At 50.3% G+C, this 19345-nt stretch carries 17 protein-coding genes; 4 read left to right on the top strand and 13 right to left on the bottom strand.

Annotated elements, in window-relative coordinates; translation table 11 throughout:
- Positions 1–16: 16 nt before the first annotated feature.
- The 4 genes from IEV97_RS16830 to IEV97_RS16815 all read right to left on the bottom strand — a co-directional run bounded on the left by IEV97_RS16830 (position 17) and on the right by IEV97_RS16815 (position 4491).
- Positions 17–1120 (bottom strand): glycosyltransferase family 4 protein, encoded by a 1104-nt coding sequence (locus IEV97_RS16830; protein WP_188502664.1) that lies wholly within the window; start codon positions 1118–1120, stop codon positions 17–19.
- 36 nt (positions 1121–1156) lie between these two features.
- Positions 1157–1852 carry a class I SAM-dependent methyltransferase gene (locus IEV97_RS16825; RefSeq protein WP_188502663.1) on the bottom strand — a complete coding sequence of 232 codons (696 nt, stop codon included), beginning with the start codon at positions 1850–1852 and terminating at the stop codon, positions 1157–1159.
- 196 nt (positions 1853–2048) lie between these two features.
- Positions 2049–2993: a glycosyltransferase family 2 protein gene (locus IEV97_RS16820; protein ID WP_188502662.1), complete on the bottom strand. Its 945-nt coding sequence runs from the start codon at positions 2991–2993 to the stop codon at positions 2049–2051.
- A gap of 163 nt (positions 2994–3156) precedes the next feature.
- On the bottom strand, positions 3157–4491 hold the full coding sequence (locus IEV97_RS16815) for a flippase (RefSeq protein ID WP_188502661.1): 1335 nt from the start codon (positions 4489–4491) through the stop codon (positions 3157–3159).
- A gap of 239 nt (positions 4492–4730) precedes the next feature.
- On the opposite strand from IEV97_RS16815, the gene IEV97_RS16810 reads away from it, so the two are divergent.
- The gene (locus IEV97_RS16810) at positions 4731–5627 is read left to right on the top strand and encodes a GumC domain-containing protein (RefSeq protein ID WP_188502660.1); all 897 of its coding nucleotides are present in this window, start codon (positions 4731–4733) and stop codon (positions 5625–5627) included.
- 82 nt (positions 5628–5709) lie between these two features.
- On the opposite strand, the gene IEV97_RS16805 is transcribed toward IEV97_RS16810, so the two are convergent.
- The 9 genes from IEV97_RS16805 to IEV97_RS16765 all read right to left on the bottom strand — a co-directional run bounded on the left by IEV97_RS16805 (position 5710) and on the right by IEV97_RS16765 (position 17123).
- A complete protein-coding gene (locus IEV97_RS16805) occupies positions 5710–7260 on the bottom strand; it encodes a carbon-nitrogen hydrolase family protein (protein ID WP_188502659.1) in 1551 nt (516 codons plus the stop codon).
- Between the two features lie 157 nt (positions 7261–7417).
- Entirely contained in the window at positions 7418–8074 is a 657-nt protein-coding gene (locus tag IEV97_RS16800; RefSeq protein WP_188502658.1) for a CoA transferase subunit B, read from the bottom strand.
- A gap of 11 nt (positions 8075–8085) precedes the next feature.
- Positions 8086–8784: a CoA transferase subunit A gene (locus tag IEV97_RS16795; protein ID WP_188502657.1), complete on the bottom strand. Its 699-nt coding sequence runs from the start codon at positions 8782–8784 to the stop codon at positions 8086–8088.
- Between the two features lie 164 nt (positions 8785–8948).
- On the bottom strand, positions 8949–9878 hold the full coding sequence (locus tag IEV97_RS16790) for a bifunctional riboflavin kinase/FAD synthetase (protein ID WP_188502656.1): 930 nt from the start codon (positions 9876–9878) through the stop codon (positions 8949–8951).
- On the bottom strand, positions 9862–10557 hold the full coding sequence (gene truB, locus IEV97_RS16785; RefSeq protein ID WP_188502655.1) for a tRNA pseudouridine(55) synthase TruB: 696 nt from the start codon (positions 10555–10557) through the stop codon (positions 9862–9864). Before truB ends, IEV97_RS16790 begins: the two co-directional genes overlap by 17 nt.
- A gap of 1 nt (position 10558) precedes the next feature.
- Positions 10559–11392: an undecaprenyl-diphosphate phosphatase gene (locus IEV97_RS16780; protein ID WP_188502654.1), complete on the bottom strand. Its 834-nt coding sequence runs from the start codon at positions 11390–11392 to the stop codon at positions 10559–10561.
- A gap of 4 nt (positions 11393–11396) precedes the next feature.
- Positions 11397–11624, bottom strand: coding sequence for a DUF3098 domain-containing protein (locus IEV97_RS16775; RefSeq protein ID WP_188502653.1), 228 nt, complete (start codon positions 11622–11624; stop codon positions 11397–11399).
- Between the two features lies 1 nt (position 11625).
- Positions 11626–12525 carry a cell division protein FtsX gene (locus tag IEV97_RS16770; RefSeq protein ID WP_188502652.1) on the bottom strand — a complete coding sequence of 300 codons (900 nt, stop codon included), beginning with the start codon at positions 12523–12525 and terminating at the stop codon, positions 11626–11628.
- Positions 12526–12617: 92 nt separating this feature from the next.
- A complete protein-coding gene (locus IEV97_RS16765; RefSeq protein WP_188502651.1) occupies positions 12618–17123 on the bottom strand; it encodes a translocation/assembly module TamB domain-containing protein in 4506 nt (1501 codons plus the stop codon).
- Between the two features lie 66 nt (positions 17124–17189).
- On the opposite strand from IEV97_RS16765, the gene tsaD reads away from it, so the two are divergent.
- The 3 genes from tsaD to smpB all read left to right on the top strand — a co-directional run bounded on the left by tsaD (position 17190) and on the right by smpB (position 19339).
- Entirely contained in the window at positions 17190–18197 is a 1008-nt protein-coding gene (gene tsaD / locus IEV97_RS16760) for a tRNA (adenosine(37)-N6)-threonylcarbamoyltransferase complex transferase subunit TsaD (RefSeq protein WP_188502650.1), read from the top strand.
- A 274-nt stretch (positions 18198–18471) separates the two neighbouring features.
- On the top strand, positions 18472–18864 hold the full coding sequence (locus IEV97_RS16755) for a thioesterase family protein (RefSeq protein ID WP_188502649.1): 393 nt from the start codon (positions 18472–18474) through the stop codon (positions 18862–18864).
- Between the two features lies 1 nt (position 18865).
- Positions 18866–19339, top strand: coding sequence for an SsrA-binding protein SmpB (gene smpB, locus IEV97_RS16750; protein WP_188502648.1), 474 nt, complete (start codon positions 18866–18868; stop codon positions 19337–19339).
- Positions 19340–19345 lie beyond the last annotated feature (6 nt).

The following is a 19345-nucleotide window of genomic DNA, read 5'->3' as shown; positions in this document are numbered from 1 at the left end:
ATAGCGGGTACAGGCCCTATTGTAATTGGTGGTACACTTGTTTTGTCAGTTCGGCGGTACGTTCCCAGGAGAAGGCAGCCGCACGGGAATAGCCTCCTGTAATCAGCTCCTGGCGAAGGGTGCTATTGTTGAGCACCTGCTCCACAGCTTGCCGGATAGAGTCCGGATCTGTGGGAGAGAAGTAGAGTGCTGCATCAGCACCCACTTCTGGAATCGAACTAACCTCGCTGGCCAGTACCGGGCAGCCGCAACTCATGGCCTCGATTGTAGGAATGCCAAAACCTTCGTAAAGCGACGGAAACACAAAAGCCAGCGCATGGGCATACAAGTGGACAAGTCGCTCATCGGTGATAGGCACTTGTTGTACCTGCACCTGTACCTGTAATTGAGCCAGGCGCTGCTGTTCCTGTGCCGTAAAGCCCCCTCCTCCGGCGCACAGCAGTTTCAGATGCTTGTATCGCTTCAGCAAAGGAGTAATGGCCTCCACAAAAAACATAAAGTTTTTGTACAGACTCCGGGTACCCACATAGAGCAGGTAATCGCCTTTCTGCGCAGGTATAGCCGTTGACTCAGGAATCTTTAAAGAACTGGCTAGCGGAATTACGTTTATTTTATCGGCCGAAATATGTGGGTATAGGCTAAGTATGTCGCGTTTAGTGCTTTCCGATACAGAGATGATGGCCGCGCTTTTCTCCAGAAGTAATTTTTTATGCAGAATAAGTGGTGTATTCAACGCGGGGTATACCTGCTGAAAACGCTCATGGATCATGTCATGAAACGTAACTACGAAAGGCTTTCTGCTCTTCAATCGCAGAAAATAAGGGTCGTAGTACGTTGGGTGGAACACGCTATACCTGCCCGTGGCCAGTGAGGCCAGGCTAATCAGGTTGTTAGTGTGCCGCATCATATCCTGTTTACGCTCATCGCCCTGCGTATTCAGAAATGGGAAGCGCCTTATACCTTCATACTGGGCAAGATACCCATTGTTAGAGAACTGCGCTGTATGCCTTAGGTCAAGTTCAGGAACTGTTTTCAGTTGGTTGAACAGCTCGATAAAATAACGGGAAATGCCACCGAAGTTTTGAATAGTAAAGGCTTGGTGGTCAAACAGCACACGCATGAATGAAAGAAATATGATATAGAAACGGTGTCAAAACTATCTTGATGCGCTTGCATATTTGCTGCGCAGCTGGTCAAAGTCATCAGGCAGCAGACTTTTAGGTTTTTTACTTAGTATAGCCATCAGTTTGGCCGTTCGTGGCGAAGATAGCAGCTTAAATTTAGCCGGACTGATCTTTTTAGGGGTAAGCAAATGTAGGTTTCTGCGGTTTGAGTACAGGTTGAGCTTATATTTTTGCGCTATCAGTTCAAGCGATTTATAGCTGTAAAAAGCAATATGCTGCCCTGTCTCAGGTACAAAATACCACCAGTTCGATGGGTTTGCCTGCGCGAGGGGCACTAGTTCGGTCGAGAAGAAGATGCTGTCGGCATAGGTTAGCATTTTTTCGATTTCGGCCAGAGGGTTCTCCAGATGTTCGAAAACTTCAAAGGCAGTTACCAGATCATAGCGCTGGTTCTCAGGTTTGTCCTGTACGTCAAACCCATCAGCAAACATGTTATCGCAGTAGATGTCTTGCCTGTAAAAATCATAGCCTGCATCACGCATCATGCGCACCAGCACGCCATAGCCCCCTCCATAGTCTACAAAAGACCCCGAGTTGTCAAAAAAACTATTGATAATATTGAGCAGGATCGGCTGGATATACATATTCCTGCTCAACAGACCGATATCGATGTTCGAAATAGCACTACTATATGCCTCGTTGAGCCAGTAAGGCTGCTCTGTCTGCATAAAGCCACAAGCTGTACATTCAAAGTAACTGACAGTATATTTGTTCAGTACAGTTGTTTCAAATACTTTGGCAGTACTGTTCGTGCAGATTTTGCAGGTCATTTGTCCTTTGCTTTCAGTTTATCAGGTTATAGGTAAGGCATGTGCAGCTAAATTAGCCTTTTTATGGCTAAGATTAGCTGACTTATAACCAAAATCAAGATTTTTGTTTGAGTTTAGTCAACAAGCGGAGTACGTTATTGGGTAGTTTCTTTTTAAGTATGTGTCTGTACCTCAATTTTTTAAGATGGTGGTAATGCAGTTTAACAAGTCTTTTGTCAGCATCCTTATCAGGGTACATGAATTGGGGATGTGTAAGCGGAAACTCTAACTCCTGCGTTTCCAGTTCGCTAAAGCTTTCCATAGATTCGTCTGTATGGGTTGAAGCAGCCCCAACACCAATATTAGAGATTAGGTTATACTTAGGCACTATCGATAAACCATGGTTTATTTTGCAGGCGAAATTCCATTGGTAATCCCATGTATTCAGCTTGCCATCATATATGTCCTGCAATATCATTTCCCAGAACTCAGGCATCAGTTCACTTTCGGAGAACATGCGGTGTATTTTTTTCTCTTTCACTGTAGGCCACAGTTTGATGTTCACGTCATAGTGCACCCAGGCCCTGCGCCAGGAAGCCCAGCCCCAAATATTAGCGTACGTTGAAAAGTAGTAGCTGTGAGCAGGCCTAAGTTCTTTGGGCTGAAAGTTATCACCCGAAACCATCATCACCCTCTCATCATGGCGGTATCTTTTTAGCATCTCATCACAGAAGCGGAAAAATGAAGAGTTGGGCAAACAGTCGTCCTCTAATACAATACCCTCAGGCTCCTGTTTGAAGAACCAATCAATGGCACTACTCACCGCATTTTTACATCCCAGGTTTTCGTCCCGGAAAAGCAGGTGCAACTCACAATCCCAATCCACTTTTATTTCATCTCTGGTTCGCGCGCACAAGTCAGCATCAGATGCATTACCGGGGCGAGGACCATCGGCGGCTACATATAGTTTAGTTGGTCTAGCTTTTCTTATGGCATTGAATACACGGGCTGTGTTATCAGGCCTATTGAAAATCAAAAAAAGAATAGGAGAGGTGCACATAATTTAATTCAATTCCTGCTTTTTATAATAAAACCGTGTTTAAGGTTTTGCAATAGAAGATAAATTTTTTCTGTTAATAATTAACGTATCAAGATATCAAATATATTAACAGTGGCCAGGTGTATCCCGGCAAAACCCTGGTCCAATATTTGGCGATACACCTTTAAATCTGCTGATCATCGGGCTCGTTGTTTATTTTTCTTAGCGGAAAGATGGATTTAAAATAAAGCACGTTAATATGAAAAGTGCTTTTAAATAAAAAGTTGCTTAAGAAGGAGGAGGATGCATAAGAGATCATAGTCCCTATAGCCGCTCCTATAACTCCGTAGAGCGGTATAAGGATGATGTTTAGGGATAAATTAACTGTCAACCCAATGAAGGTACGGTAGAGTGTAACTTTTGACTTATTCTCAATAACGAGTTGTTGGTTGCTAGCTACTCCGAGGTATACAAATATGCTTGACCAGATGTGAATTTGCAATACGCCCGCAGCATCCTGATACTGCTCCCCATACAGAGTATAAATTATAAACGAACTCAGCAGCGAAATAGCGATTGCCATGGATAAACTCAGGTATAAGAGCACACTGTATAACCTAATTAGTTTGGCGTGGTACAGGTTATTTTGTTCTCTGGCTTTCACTAACGTAGGAAAAACAGAGTTGGTGATGATCATGGGTACAAAGAAGAAAATCTCCGTAATACGTACCGCAGCTGAGTAGTTTCCCACAGCAGCTGAACCAAGCATATACTTAAGCATAAGTTGGTCCATTCGCATATATAGGATTACAGCCAGGGCTGAAACAATTAGGGGCCAGCTATCAGTTAGGAGTGATCTGGCCATCACTTTATCAAATTGCCACTTCCCAAAGTGAATCGGCAGCTTAGATTGTGTGTATGCGGCCAAAAAGATGGCGGCAAGACCTAGGTCTATTACGATGGCAAGAGCAAAATACAGAAGTCCATAGCCATATAGCAGCAGGTATACTTTAAAAGCAGATGATAGAATATATGCGATGTTTTTTAGGATAACCGATACCTTTGATTGAAGGTGTGATTGTAGGTATAGCTCAACTACATCAACCGCCTGAAAAAGCATACCTGTACTTAGTATGGCGATGATAATGAAGGAAGTTTGATCCTGTTTATAGTCGCTGATGTAGGAAACAAGTACAGCCAGCATAATAGCCAAGAGTGCACCTGCCACTCGAAGTATAAAACTGGTACCGATAAGTTTGTTTTGCTTTGCTGGCTGGCTGACAAGTTCTTTTACCAGAGTAGTGTCCAGACCGAGGTTTACAAGAACTGCGAAAATGGCAATGTAAGCCTGTCCGTAATTCAGCTTTCCAAACTGCTCCGGACCTAGATATCGGGCTACCCATACGCCTATCAGTAAGCCCATGCCCATGCGTAAGCCTTTATCTATAAGCAGCCAGGCAATATTTTGTAATATTTTAACTCTGTTTGAGTCTATGAACCTGGCAAAATATGTAGACATCCGAAGAAAGTGAATAATGAATAGATTGGGCGCGCAAAGGTACTAAATCAATTCTATTGTATGCCTAATCCAATTGTAATGATGGAGTTTTTACGCGATAAATTTTATTGTTATTATACTATAAGGCAACATGTCCGCTTTTAAATGAATGAAGCACCCGATTGTCAGGCCCCATTCATAAATTTCATATAGGGCAATCGGTTAAATTGTATAGTTTTGTATTTCAAAGAACATATTAGATGCAAACAGAACAGGACAGGCAGAAACACTTCAAAGACGAAGAAGTTGACCTATCTTTTATTTATAGGAACCTATATTTGGGATTTAGACGTGTTGGACAAGGAGTTAGTAACGCCTTCCGCACGATTCTGTACCGTAAATGGCTCGTGCTTGGGTGTGTGTTAATAGGAGTAGCCTTAGGTTATGCGCTCAAAAAAGCATCAAAACCCTACTACAATTCTTCTATGACATTGGTACTGGCTAATATCCGTAACGAATTTATTGAAGACCAGTTGAATAAGTTGTCAGAACTAATTTACGAAGAGAACTTTGATGCGGTAGCCGAACGAATGGACATTACCCCGGATGCAGCAAGACAAATCAGGGAAATGAAATTTACAAACCTGGACCAAGACCGTATTGAAGAAGATAGCGTCCTGACAGGCTCCCCGTTTCGGATAGAGCTCTCTCTCTTTGATCCACAGCTGTTTATTGGACTAGAGCCAGCCCTGACAGAATACCTGGAGAACAACCGCTATTTTGCTCGGCAGAAGCGCATACGGCAGCGCCAGGTTGAGAGTATGATCACTAAACTGAAAGGTGAGATCAACTCAATCGATAGTATTAAGACCAATGTGAGTGAACCCCGTGGACCTGTAAACGGGTTTATATATGGCCAGCCAATCGACCCGACCAACCTTTACCGGGAAAGCATTTCCATGTACAAAGAACAGGTAGAGTTGGAAGCGGATCTCGAAAAACTGGCTAACGTAGAAATTGTAACTGGCTTTATTCCCCGGGTGAAGCCCACTGGACCAAAAGCGATTACGTACGGTGGTATTGGTGGTTTGATCGGCTTGCTGATTGGACTCGTAATAGCCCTCAGTTTAGAAAAACCCAATAAAAATCGCGCATAGCCTACTTATTTATACCATAAAGCATAACAGCCCGCTACTGATGAAGTAGCGGGCTGTTATGCTTTAAGTAAGCTCTATACTGTTACTCCTCCTGCCGCAACACCCAACTCAGATTATAAAGATCCTTTCTACGATCCTTCAGGTTACGCACACTACCAGCTGTATTCAGGTCCTTGAGCAGGTCCAGGTCCAGGTCGGCAATCAGGGTCATCTCCGTATTTGGGGTGGCTTCTGCTACCACGGCGTCGTGTGGGAAGGCGAAGTCGGAGGGGGAGAAGACGGCTGACTGGGAGTACTGGATGTCCATGTTCTCGACCTTCGGCAGGTTGCCCACGCTACCCGTAATGGCGACATAGCACTCGTTCTCGATGGCGCGGGCCTGGGCGCAAAGGCGCACCCGCAGGTAAGCGTTCTTGGTGTCCGTCCAGAATGGCACAAACAGAATCTTCATGTCCATGTCAGAGAGCATGCGGGCCAGCTCCGGGAACTCCACGTCGTAGCAGATCAGGATACCGATCTTGCCGATGTCTGTGTCGAATATCTTGAGCTTGTGGCCACCACGCATACCCCAGTAATGCGACTCATCCGGCGTCACGTGCAGCTTGTACTGCTTGTCGTAGGTGCCGTCGCGGCGACAGAGGTAGCTCACGTTGTAAAGCTTGTTGTCGTAGTACTCCGGCATGCTGCCCGCAATGATGTTGATGTTGTAGGAGAGGGCCATGTGTATCATGCGCTCCCGGATCTCATCCGTGTATTCCGCCATACTTCGGATAGCCTCCGATGGTGACTCCTCGTTGGTGAGGGCCATCAGCGGTGCGTTGAAGAACTCAGGGAACACCACCATATCGGACTTGTAGGAGCTAACCGTGTCAACAAAGAACTCCACCTGCTGCATGAAGTCGTCTATGTCTTTGACGGCACGCATCTGCCACTGCACAATGCCGATCCGGACCACCGTCTTCTTGCCACCCAGCAGCTTTTCCTTTTCCTCATAGTACACGTTGATCCATTCCAGCAGGGTAGCATAAGCCCGTGACTCGGTATCATCCGGCAGGTAGCCTTTCAGGATCTTGCGCACGTGGAAATCGTTGCTGAGCTGGAAAGACAGCACCGGGTCTGAGAGCTCTTTGTTGCGGACCATCTCAATATACTTGGCCGGGGTCAGCTTATCTGCATAGTCCTTGTAGCCAGGTATACGCCCCCCGGCAATGATGCCACGCAGGTTTAGATTCTCGCAAATTTCCTTTCGCGCGTCGTAGAGACGGCGGCCCAGGCGCAGATTGCGGTAATCCGGGTGAACGAACACGTCGATGCCGTACAGGGTCTCGCCTTCCGGGTCGTGCGACTTAAAGGTGCCCTTGTCGATGATCTGGTCGTAGGTATGCTTATCGCCATACACGCTGTAGTCCACAATCAGGCTGAGGGCCACGGCCACCACCTTTCCTTTGTCTTCTATACAGATCTGTCCTTCCGGGAATTTTTTGAGCAGGTTGGAAAACTCTTTGCGGGTCCAGGCGCCATCGATGTTCGAGTACACCAGGTCCATGATCTCTTTTACTTCTTTGTAGTCTTTGAGCTCCAGCTGGCGCAATAACAGCCGGTGCTCAGAGTTTGCTTCTATCTTTTCACTCATAGGTCAGGTTTGGGGTTGCTTGCTACGGGTATACGTGAAGCAAGTATCGTTTTGATATGATATTTTAATTGAAAGCAGGAATTTCCGCTTTCGGACAAATTTAAAAAGAAAAAGCGCAGCTTTGACACTGCGCTTTTCATATAAGAGGTATAGCTGGTTAGACTTGCACTTCCGGGATGTCTCCTTCCACGATCAGGCGCCCTTCGGTAGCCTTTTGAATTTCTTCGACCGTCACGCCAGGTGCCCGCTCCAACAGTCTGAAACCCTCCCCCGTCACCTCGAGCACGGCCAGGTCAGTCACCATCTTCTTGATGCACTTAATGCCCGTAATCGGCAGCGTGCATTCTTTGAGCAGTTTGGAGGAACCATCGCGGGCGGTGTGCTGCATCGCCACAATGATGTTTTTGGCAGAGGCCACCAGGTCCATGGCGCCACCCATACCTTTCACCATCTTGCCCGGTATCTTCCAGTTGGCAATATCACCCTGTTCTGACACCTCCATGGCGCCCAGGATCGTCAGGTCCACGTGCTCACCCCGGATCATGCCAAAACTCTCCGCAGAGCTGAAGATAGACGAGCCCGGTAGCGTCGTGATGGTCTGCTTGCCGGCATTGATCAGGTCAGCGTCTACTTTGTCTTCAGTAGGGAAGGGGCCCATGCCCAGCAGTCCGTTTTCTGACTGCAGCACCACTTCCACACCCTCGGGAATGTAGTTGGCCACCAGCGTAGGTATACCGATGCCCAGGTTGACGTACATCCCGTTCTTTACTTCTTTTGCGATTCGTTTCGCTATCTGATTTTTATCTAAAGCCATTTCTTTGTCGGTTAAGCAGTTCTAACTGTGCGCTGTTCAATACGCTTCTCGTACTTCTCGCCCTGGAAAATGCGCTGCACGTAGATGCCCGGTGTGTGGATCATATTCGGATCCAGTTCGCCGGCGGGTACCAGCTCCTCTACCTCCGCCACCGTAATTTTTCCAGCGGCGGCCATCATCGGGTTGAAGTTACGGGCCGTGCCTTTGTAGATAAGATTACCCGCAGTGTCGCCTTTCCAGGCTTTCACAAAAGAGAAGTCCGCCTTCAGCCATTGCTCCATTAAATACATTTTGCCATTGAACTCCCGGCTTTCCTTGCCTTCGCCCACCTCGGTGCCATAGCCGGCAGGGGTGAAAAAAGCAGGTATACCAGCGCCTCCGGCACGTATGCGCTCAGCCAGCGTGCCCTGCGGAATCAGCTCGACATCCAGTTCACCGCTCAGCAACTGGCGCTCAAACTCAGCGTTTTCGCCTACATAGCTGGCAATCATCTTCTTGACCTGGCGCTTTTGCAAAAGCAAACCAATACCATAATCATCTACACCGGCGTTGTTAGAGATACAGGTCAGGTCTTTCACGCCCAGTCGCAACAACTCCTTTATGGCGTTCTCAGGTATACCGCACAAGCCAAAGCCTCCCAGCATGAAGGTCATGCCGTCCTGTACGCCCTGCAGGGCCTCCTGGGCGTTCTTAACAGTTTTATTTATCATAGTTTATAATGTGCTTACGCCCTGCAAGGTATGGCTATACCTGCATGAGCAGCGGTTAAACGATTGATTCTATAGAAAAGGTAATATAGATAGAAATAAAGCCATACACAACGTATGGCTTTTCGTTTTTTAGGTGAAATAGGATTTAGATAAGGTGAAATACCTTAAGAGGCTAAGGTAAGCAGTGCAGCTTCCTTATCTCTGGCCAACTGTGCCTTCAGAGCATCCAGACCGTCGAATTTTTGTTCCTCACGCAGCATTTCCACAAACTCAACCGTTAAGGTTTGCCCATAGAGATTGCCCTCGAAATTGATCAGATGCACTTCCAGGGTAAGGTGGGCACCGTCCACGGTTGGACGCACGCCAATGTTCATCATGCCGGGCAGTCGCTGGCCGTCGTGCCTGACCCAAACGGCATACACGCCATGGGCAGGTATAAGCTTGTGAGGCGCCGGCAGCGCCAGGTTGGCAGTCGGGAAACCGATGGTGCGGCCCAGCTTGTTGCCTTCCACCACAGTAGAGGTCAAGGTATAAGTATGGCCCAGGTAGCGGTTGGCAGTCGGTATGTCACCTGACTCGATCGCCCTGCGGATTTTGGTGGAGCTCACGCCGATGTCGTCCACATCCTGACGCGGAATCTCTTCCACCTCAAAGCCATACTGCGCGGAGCGTGCTTTCAGGTGCTCAAAGCTGCCCTCGCGGTTCTTGCCGAAACGGTGATCGTAGCCGATCACGAGCACTTTAGTATGGATCGCCTTCACCAGCACGTCTTCTATAAAGGAGCGGGAGCTTAGGCGGGAAAATGCTTTGGTGAACGGGATGATCAGCAGGTAATCGATGCCGAAGCTGCGCAACTGCTCCACGCGCTCCTCAATGGTGGCGAGCAGCTTGAGGTCGTTGTCCTCTGGAAAGAGCACCAGGCGTGGATGTGGCCAGTAAGTGATGACTACGCTCTGACCGTTGGACTGGCGGGCACGCTCCTTCACCCGCTGCAGGATCTTCTGATGGCCCACATGCACACCGTCGAAGGTGCCGCTGGTCACCACCGGGAAACTCAGTTTTGGAAAATCAGCTATATCACGAATTACTTCCATTCGCTTCGAGTTGGGCTCTTCTGATCTGCTGTATGTCGTCTATGGTGAGGGCGTCCTCCAGTTTATACTCCCCGATGCGGGTACGCACAAGCGCCGAGAGGTGTGCGCCTACGCCCAGCTTCTGACCCAGGTCATGCGCCAGACTGCGAATGTAGGTGCCTTTGCTGCAGATCACTTTAAAGGAAATAACAGCACCTTCAATGTTTGTGATCTCAAAGGCCTTGATGGTGATAGTGCGAGGTTTCATTTCGGCCTCCTTGCCTTTTCGGGCCAGGTCATAAGCACGCTTGCCGTCTATCATCACCGCCGAGTAAATAGGAGGGATCTGCTCGATGGTGCCTACAAAGCTATTGGCTGCTGCCTGTATGTCTTCTGGGGTAAGGTGGCTGATGTCTTTGCTTTCGCTTACGGGCGTTTCCAGGTCGTAGGAGGGAGTGGTCTGGCCGAGCGTGATGGTGCCGGTATACTCTTTTTCCTGCGCCTGTATCTCGTCGATGCGCTTGGTGAACTTGCCCGTGCACAGAATCAGCAGCCCCGAAGCCAGGGGGTCGAGAGTGCCGGCGTGGCCGATCTTCTTGACGCGGAGGGTATTGCGCACTTTCTTCACCACGTCAAACGAGGTCCAGGTAAGCGGTTTATCGAGTAACAGGATCTCGCCTGCTTCAAAGTTGTAATTCATGTTATACTCTTAAGTCAACACCCATAGCCAGCAGCGCCAGCAACGCGATACCGAGTGCGATACGATAGTAGCCAAACATTTTGAAGCCATACTTGGTCAGGAAGTTAATAAAGAACCTGATCGCAATCATCGCCACAATAAAGGCGACCACATTGCCGATGAGCAGCAATCTGAGGTCGTCGCCGGTGATCACGTCGAAGCTGTTCCTGATTTTTACGAGGTCGAGGGTAACGATGTCTGATATTTCCAGCTTTAGCAGGTCTTTGACCAGCTTATAGCCGGCAGCAGCCAGCATGGTGGGCACTGCCAGGAAAAAGGAGAACTCAGCGGCTGCCTTGCGGTTAACGCCCTGCGTCAGGCCACCGATGATAGAAGCAGCCGACCGTGACACCCCCGGAATCATGGCGATGCACTGGAAAAAACCGATCACGAGCGCATTCTTGTAGGTGATGTTGTTTTCCTGGGCATGGGCGAACCACTTGTCCACAAAGAGCAGCACCACCCCGCCCGCCACCAGCATGACGGCCGTGATGAGCACGCTGCCCAGCATGGCGTCGATCACATCGTTGAGCAGAAAGCCGATGACAGCCGCAGGTATAAACGCCAGGAGCAGCTTCTGGTAAAACGCAAAACTGTTGATAAAGCGCTTCCAGTACAGCACCACCACCGACAGGATGGCCCCGAACTGTATGTTCACGGCAAAGATCTTGGTGATCGGTAGCTCATTGATGCCCATCAGGGCCGAAGCGATAATCATGTGCCCTGTAGAGGATACAGGTAAAAACTCGGTAAGTCCTTCAACTATGGCTAAAATAATAGCCTGCCATTCACTCATCTAACTAATCTTCTGTGTTTTCGTGTGTTCTATCTTTTACCATGATCGCAAACAGCTCGATCACAAAGCCGGCCATCACTACGATCGGGCCCAGCGTGATGCCCAGAAAGCCCAGGCCATACTGTTCCTTATCGAGCGTCATGATGATAAAACCAACGGCCAGCACAACAATGCCAACCAGCATCAGAATGTAGTTTTTTTTGCCAAAGGCAAGCTTGCTCTTATTTTCCATATTAATATAGTTCGTCTAGTGAAAGGCGCAGGTATTTGCGGACAGCGCGGTAAGAGCTCAGGAAACCGATCACGGCACCCAGCACGATCAGCGCGATCATGAGCATGTACAGCTGCTCTTCGTCTTTGAGCAGGCTCAGCTCCGTGATCTCACGGTAGGCGTACTGCATCAGCGCAAATAGCAGGACAGAGGCAATTATACCACTGATGATACCCTGAAAAGCTGCACGGTTAAGGAAAGGACGCTGTATGAAGAACGACGTGGCCCCCACCAATTGCATGCTCCGGATCAGGAAACGCTGGGAGTATAACGCAAGTTTGATGGTATTGTTGATCAGGATAATGACCACCAGCACCAGTATACCTGCAAAGCCAAGCAGCAGCATGCTGATTTTCTTTATGTTGCTGTTGATCGATTCGATCAGGCTTTCGACATACTGCACTTCGTACACTCCTTCGATCCCCTCAATATCATTTTTTATACCTTTAAGCTGGGCTGAGCTGGAACTCTCGGCGTTAATCCGGAGCACATAAGTGTCACGAAGCGGATTGTCCCCCAGAAAGGCGGTAAAATCCTCGCCTGTTTCTTCTAAGAATGCCTTGGCGCCCTCTTCTTTTGAAAGGAACCGAACCTGGGCCGTATCGCCTTTATAAGCCACGTATTCTTTCGCGGCCAGGGTTTTTTGCAGACGGTCGAGCTGCACCTGCGTCAGGTTGCGATCCAGGTATACCTGCATCTCAATGCTTTCCTTCACTATATCCGACAGCTTACCGGCATGAATCAGCAGCGTGCCGAACAGGCCGATCACGAACAGGGCCAGGGAGATGGAGAACACCACCATGGCATGCGGGTAATTGCCGAGCTTCTTCTTCTTAACTGTCCTGGTTGTAGTTGTTGCCATACGATACGCTTCCGTGCAAAAATAGAAATATTATTTAAATATGAGGTGCTTCCGGCCAGCTAATGCAAAAAGCCCGGCTGGTGTTCCGGGCTTTACAGATTCATGCGTGGGTCGGAGTCAAGGATAATAGGGACTTCCTGCTGCTCCCGTCGACGTTCGCGGCGACGTTCCCGGTCCCGTCCAAAGAGCTCCCGCAGATTGTCGAAGTGCTTGGTGTGCAGCAAACTGAGCCGCTGGGTGTTGGTAATACGGCCATAGTTGGTCGGCAAAGTGTTGTACTCCAGACGCGCGCGCAACTCGCCGCTTTTGGTAATGTAGTACTCAACAGACCAACTGCCCTGGTAGGCATTGCGGTAGGTGCCGCCTGCCTGCCCGGCCTGTGGTGTCGTATTTGATCCCAAACCTGTCTGACTGCTGACACGCAGACGGCCCTGGAAGAAAGAGTAGCTCAGCCGCAGCTGAAGGGCGGAGAGATCATCCTGGCTGATGTCCCCCAGGCCTATGTCGATCTCCAGGTTGCTGTCGATGGAGTTGAGGAAACCGCTCAGCTGTCCGGTGAGCAAACTGCCCAGACTGCCGCCCACTGCCGCCGCCCCTGGGTTCTCGCCAAAGAATGTGCCGGGTGGCGCCAACCTACGGAGTACCAGCAAGCTGAATACCTGCCTGTTCAGTTCATTTTCATCGTTTCGTATACCTAGCAGAATCGGCTCAAGGGCCAATCTCGCATTGGCAGGTAAGTTTTCGAAATCAAGGTTCAATCGTATGTCCGGCGTCAAAATAGGGCCTTTCAGGTCAACGATCGCTGTTACGGGGTAGCTACCCTGTATGTTGCCTGCCTGAGCGCCGTTCTGTATCAGGTTGTCTATTCGGGTATTTTGAACGTAGGTGGCCCGGATGTCCATGACCCCGTCAAGCGGGTCGCCGTTCCAGGAGAGGGTGCCACCCGGCGTCACCCGGAATTCCCGTGATACCACGCCTTCCAGTAAGTTAAGGTTATAAGCCCCGTTGGCGATCACAAAATTGCCAAACATGTTAAACTCACCCCGGGTGTCGATGGTCATTTGGATCTGCCCGCTTCCCGAGCCCCGGATCACGTCACCCGTCTGCCGGTCGATGATGATCTCAAAATAGGCATCATCGGTCACGTCGAGGTCAAAATTCATGTTGATGCCTGACAAATCTACCTTTTGCTCTTCCACAGCCACGGCCACACCGGTCGAGTCGCTTACATTGCGGTTCACGAAGCGGATGAAGTCTTTGCGGGCCAGGTCGGTCTGATTGTCAAGAGGCACCACAATGCGGGTGTTGGCGTTGCTCCGGGCATTCACGTCTATCTTGAGGTTGTCCACCGGGCCCAGCACGGTGGCGGTACCTGTGCCGAAGGCAGTGCCATAGTAGAGCTCGTTCTGCTCGTAGGTCGTGTTCAGGATCATCATGTTCCGGAAGCGGGCGTTCAGGTCGAGCACCATGTTCTGGAAACCGTCGTGGGCGATGCCGCCGGTCACGTAACCCACGTTGCCATAGAGGTCACGCAGCTGGGCATTACGGAAGCTAATGCTGTTGGCCCCGAAGTATACCCGGTCGGAGAAGCGGTAGGTCGTGCCGAGGTAATCGAAGCGGAACTGTCCGCCGGTCACCATCACCGAACCAGTCAGCACCGGCGCCGACAGCCTGCCAAGCACCCGGATGCGTCCTTCCATGGTGCCCTCCATCTCCGACATGATTGGTTTGAGGATCGGTTCCACGATCTTGAGCTGGGTCTCGTCGAGCACGGCCAGCATATCCAGCTGTTCTTCTTCGGCGCGGGGGTAGTAGTTGCCGGTCAGGGTCAGTACCTTCTTGTTGTTGCGGTCAATGTCCACATCCACCACCATTTGCTGCTGGGCGTTGATCCAATCTCCTTTTCCCTGAATGTTGCCAATCAATACATCGTCCAGGTAAAAAGAGTCCACACGCATCCCGGCGTTCAGGATGGCATTGTTATAAACGTCCTGCGCCGTTAGCTCTGCATTAAGCGTCCCCCGGATCTGCTCTGGCATAAGCGGGTTGAGGTTACGCAGGTCAAAGTTCTTGATGCTGGCCACCAGCGTACTACCCGGATCCTGCCCAATGGCGCCGTCCACCCGTATGATCTGGTTTTGGTTGGAAAGTATCAATTCCTCGAAATCCAGCCGCTTTCCGCTTTCGCTGATGTATACCATGCTGCCAGGCTGAAAGGCCCAGGGCGTTTCGCGCAGGGTGATATTGGATCGACCAAACACGACCTGTAGACGGTCCTGCAGAAAGTTGACATCGCCCACCACGGTCGCCTGGTTGTTATAGGCAGGCTGCAGCAGGTTGGTGTAAAACCCGATGGTGCGCTCGCTCCAGATCGCTTCCAGCAGGAGGCGCTCCGTTTCTCCCACAGAGGGCAGCACCTGCTTCTCTGACGTGAACTGGGCACTGGCCAGCACATCCGGACTGTGCTGCAGCTTGGAAGTGCTAAGCTCTATGTCGTTTTGGAAGAGGGTGACGTCGTCATACAATATTGTATCTATACGTGCATAAGATGTCAGGATGACCGTGTTGCCGTGCCGGAAGGTGCCCTCCAGTTTGGAGAAGTCAGAAATGGTGAGCTCGGGCACGAAGAGATGGATCAGGGGATTGACCTGCCGCAGGTATAGATCGTAGTCCAGGCTGTACTCGGGCCGGGTAGACGGTCGCTTTCGCTTGTAATAGGCTGCCGTGGCGACGTCGTTGCTTTCAAAATTCAGCTTATACTCATCCACCAGCTGCTTCAGATCCTCGATCAGGGCAGAGTACCGGAAATCGCCGCTCACCCGCAGGGCCAGTGGCGTGGAGCGGAGGGTCAGGCTGCGAATGCCCTCACCGATATAGGACTGCACCCGGATGGTATCCAGCGCGATGCGCTGGCCCTCGTACGTAACAGAAGCGCTGTCAAAAAAAGCGGTACCCTCGAAATCATCCAGGCGCAGGCCGCGGAAGTTGAGGTCGGCATTGGCCTGCACGGTTACAGCCTTATCCGTAATGCGCAGGGCTTTCAGGTCGGCTTTGCTCAGGTCAGCCCTCAGATTGAAAGCCTGGTTGTTGTTTGCCAGGTTCACCTCACCGTTGGCTGTAAAGGCCAGGTTCGGGTCGGCAATGGCAAAGTGGCCTTCGTAACGCTGGCCCCTGAAGGTGCCATCGGTGCGGATGTTGCGGTAATTATAGTCGAGCAGGTGGAGCTGGGCGATGTCGGCGTTAATCTGCAGGCGGGCATCCTTTAGCGTAAAGCCAGAACCGACCACCCTGCCATCCATGGTAATCGTTTTAATGACATCGGGCTCCCCGATCAGGCGACCTACATGGAAGTTCTGGGTTTTAAGGCGGCCGCGGTAAGAGGAGGTGTTGTTGGCCCGGTTGATCTTCATGTTAATGTCGGACTGCACATTGCCCAGCGCGGTGACAAAACTGCCGTTGGCCACGAAGTCATTGTAAAAACCCAGAAAGCGCCCGTCTACCTTCACAGTTCCCAGACGGGAGGCGATGGTATAGGCGTCGGCTGGCAGAAACTGTTTGATGTCTTCGGCATTTAAAGTGGAGGGCCGCAGGCGAATGTTGGCAAAGGTCTCCCCCCAGTTAGGCAGACCGTCCACGTTCATGGTACCCACTATATGGGTGTTCTTGCCATACCTTATATCCAGGTTCGTTGCCATGAACTCCGCCACGCGACCTTCTACCTCGGCAGAGGCGATGTAGGCATTCTCGTCATATTCCCGGATAGGGGGGGCAAACAGGGCAATGTCGCGGGAGTAAAGACGCGTGTCTTTGATCCGCCCCGTGACGGTTACGCTGTCTATGAAGTTGGAGAAGTTGCCGAAGCGGTTGTAGTCAAAGCGGATGTACTCCTGCACATTGCTATCGTTCACCCGCAGGTCGAGCTCGTCCCACTCCCAGAAGGTAGAGGCGTAGGTCATCAGCACATCGAGGTTGTGCAGTCTTATACCTGAAGGGCGCTCGTGGGCTGTCAGGTCCGTTACCCGCACTTTGAGCGTGTCGCCTGGCTCGAACTCCGTGAAGCGTGCCGAAATGCTGTCGATGGCCAGGTGAAAGTAGTCGATGCCGTAATCGGTGCGCGGACGGTTAAAATCGTCGTAGCTGAAGTGTCCATTCTTGATCACCAACTCTTCGATGGAAAACTCAAAGGGCTGGCTCGCCTTGGTCGTGTCTTTGGTGATAAGGTTGCCGAGTGACCGGATGAAGGTCGACATGTTGAGTGTGTCGGTTCCCTCGTACTGGATCAAGTGCGCCCGGGGCTCCTGTAGCTCCAGGGTAGCTATACCCAGGGTGTTTGGTTTAAAGATGGAGAAGAGACTGATATCGGCCTCCGCACGGCCCACGTAAAAAAGTTCTTCGCCCCGGTAGTCGAGCACCTTTACCTGCTCCAGGATCACATTGCTGAAGAACTCAATGTCTACCCGGCCGATGGTCACCTCGTGGTCGATGGTACGGGAAATGTACTCGGCTGCTTTCTGGGCCACCCTGGTCTGTACGCCCGGATAGCGAATGGCCACAAAGACAACCGCAAATGCCACCAAAAGCAACAGGATTACCGCCAAAACTATTTTTAGAATGGCTTTTCCTATAACTTTGAAGTAATTTATGGACTGTTCTTTTTCCAAAAGATGACCGAACCTACAATATTAGCGATTGAATCTTCGTGCGACGAAACATCTGCTGCCGTTATACGTGGCGGCAAAGTCTTGTCGAATGTTATTGCTACTCAGGCCGTTCATGAAAAATATGGCGGCGTTGTGCCGGAGCTTGCTTCGAGAGCACACCAGCAGAACATCATTCCGGTGGTGGCACAGGCCTTGAGTGTAGCAAATGTAAACAAATCTGACTTAAATGCAGTGGCTTTTACCCGCGGCCCGGGCTTGCTCGGCGCCCTGCTGGTCGGCAGCTCTTTTGCCAAGTCCTTTGCACTGGGCCTCAACATCCCGCTCATCGATGTAAACCACATGCAGGCGCACATCCTGGCCCACTTTATCGACGATCCCAAACCCAACTTCCCGTTCCTGTGCCTGACCGTGAGCGGTGGCCATACCCAGATCGTGCTCGTAAAAGATCACCTGGACATGGAGATCATTGGTCAGACCACGGACGATGCCGTAGGGGAGGCCTTCGACAAGACGGCCAAAATGCTGGGCCTGCCGTACCCTGGCGGACCCATGCTCGATAAGACGGCAGCCCAGGGTAACCCGAAGGCGTTTGCTTTTCCGGTTGGCAACATGCCCGGCTACGACTTTTCGTTCAGCGGCATCAAGACTTCGGTGCTCTATTTCCTTAAGGATAAAACGAAAGACAACCCGAACTTCGTACAGGAGAACCTGGCCGATATCTGTGCCAGCGTGCAGTATACCCTGATTAAGACCCTGCTAAAGAAAGTGGTACAGGCAGCCAAGGACCTGGGCATAAAAGAAGTGGCGATTGCCGGTGGTGTATCGGCCAATTCCGGCTTGCGCCAGGCCCTGCAGGACTACGCCAAAAAGTACGATTGGAACGTCTACATCCCGGCTTTTCAGTATTGCACCGATAATGCAGGTATGATAGCCATCACAGCTCATTACCAATACCTTAAAGGTGACTTCGCTGACCAGTACGTGAGCCCGGAACCGAGGATGAAGTTTTGATGATTGAGTGTTGGAGTGAATATAAAGTTACTGCAGGATTAGTTTTTTGTAGGGGCAAGTCGCGACTTGTCCGAGTCGTGCACAGGTATAGTTTGTCAGAATCAGGATTTACAGGATTAATGGATTGACAGGATTCTCAATATTGATTATTCTTCTGTATTAATCCTGAAAATTTTAAAATCCTGTAAATCCTGATTCTGACAATTTTTCATTCAACCATTCAACCATTCACTAACTCGCTCATTCACTCAATCACTCAATCACTCAACCTAAAATGAAACACCCCTTCCAGATCGGCGACACGCAGGTATACCGCAAAACGGTAACAGCGGCGGACTTTGCACGTTTTGACGATGGGCTGGTGCATGCGGTTTGCTCTACCTTTTCGCTGGCGCAGGCGGCTGAGTGGGCAGGTAGGCTGTTTGTGTTGGAAATGAAAGAAAAAGATGAAGAGGGTATAGGTACCTTTCTGACTATCAATCATAAAAGTCCGGCATTTGAGGGTGATATTATTGAAATAAGTGCAAAACTAAAATCGCAGGAAGGTAACAGCGTAATTTGTAGCTTTGAGGCCCGGGTCGGAGACAGGCTGGTGGCGGATGGAGAGACCGGGCAGAAGATTTTAAAGAAAGACAAACTGGCCAGGGTGCTGGCTCCAACAAAATAGCATGACGAAAGCAAAAGATAAAGACAGAATCAAGAAGCACGTCAACATCCAGAACCGCAGGGCTTCATTTGAGTACCAGTTCCTGGACAAGTATACGGCAGGCATCATGCTCAAAGGCACGGAGATCAAATCGATCCGGGAGGGCCAGGTGAACCTGCAGGACGGCTACTGTGTGCTGCACAACGGCGAGCTATACCTGCACAATGTGCACATTTCCACCTATACCGAAGGCACGCACTTCAACCACGAGCCTACGCGGGTGCGCAAGCTCCTTGTCAACAAGAGCGAACTCCGGAAGCTGGAGAAGGGTGTGCAGGAGCAGGGCGTCACGATGATCCCTACCCGGATGTTCATAAGCGAGCGCGGCTTTGCTAAAGTAGAGGTTGCACTGGCGCGCGGTAAGAAGCTGCACGACAAGCGCGAAGACATCAAAGCAAAGGACATAAAACGCGAACTGGACAGGAGCGGATATTAAGTAATT

The organism is Pontibacter amylolyticus (assembly GCF_014638845.1).
GTDB lineage: Bacteria > Bacteroidota > Bacteroidia > Cytophagales > Hymenobacteraceae > Pontibacter > Pontibacter amylolyticus.
Note: the sequence above shows the minus strand (reverse complement) of the source record. Positions and strands in the feature narration are given on the sequence as shown.

Coding starts and splice junctions, on each gene's coding strand:
- IEV97_RS16830 (WP_188502664.1), bottom strand. CDS start 1,120: ATGCGTGTGCTGTTTGACCACCAAGCCTTTACTATTCAAAACTTCGGT.
- IEV97_RS16800 (WP_188502658.1), bottom strand. CDS start 8,074: ATGGCTTTAGATAAAAATCAGATAGCGAAACGAATCGCAAAAGAAGTA.
- IEV97_RS16790 (WP_188502656.1), bottom strand. CDS start 9,878: ATGGAAGTAATTCGTGATATAGCTGATTTTCCAAAACTGAGTTTCCCG.
- IEV97_RS16780 (WP_188502654.1), bottom strand. CDS start 11,392: ATGAGTGAATGGCAGGCTATTATTTTAGCCATAGTTGAAGGACTTACC.
- IEV97_RS16810 (WP_188502660.1), top strand. CDS start 4,731: ATGCAAACAGAACAGGACAGGCAGAAACACTTCAAAGACGAAGAAGTT.
- tsaD (WP_188502650.1), top strand. CDS start 17,190: ATGACCGAACCTACAATATTAGCGATTGAATCTTCGTGCGACGAAACA.
- IEV97_RS16795 (WP_188502657.1), bottom strand. CDS start 8,784: ATGATAAATAAAACTGTTAAGAACGCCCAGGAGGCCCTGCAGGGCGTA.
- truB (WP_188502655.1), bottom strand. CDS start 10,557: ATGAATTACAACTTTGAAGCAGGCGAGATCCTGTTACTCGATAAACCG.
- IEV97_RS16805 (WP_188502659.1), bottom strand. CDS start 7,260: ATGAGTGAAAAGATAGAAGCAAACTCTGAGCACCGGCTGTTATTGCGC.
- IEV97_RS16770 (WP_188502652.1), bottom strand. CDS start 12,525: ATGGCAACAACTACAACCAGGACAGTTAAGAAGAAGAAGCTCGGCAAT.
- IEV97_RS16820 (WP_188502662.1), bottom strand. CDS start 2,993: ATGTGCACCTCTCCTATTCTTTTTTTGATTTTCAATAGGCCTGATAAC.
- smpB (WP_188502648.1), top strand. CDS start 18,866: ATGACGAAAGCAAAAGATAAAGACAGAATCAAGAAGCACGTCAACATC.
- IEV97_RS16755 (WP_188502649.1), top strand. CDS start 18,472: ATGAAACACCCCTTCCAGATCGGCGACACGCAGGTATACCGCAAAACG.
- IEV97_RS16825 (WP_188502663.1), bottom strand. CDS start 1,852: ATGCAGACAGAGCAGCCTTACTGGCTCAACGAGGCATATAGTAGTGCT.
- IEV97_RS16775 (WP_188502653.1), bottom strand. CDS start 11,624: ATGGAAAATAAGAGCAAGCTTGCCTTTGGCAAAAAAAACTACATTCTG.
- IEV97_RS16815 (WP_188502661.1), bottom strand. CDS start 4,491: ATGTCTACATATTTTGCCAGGTTCATAGACTCAAACAGAGTTAAAATA.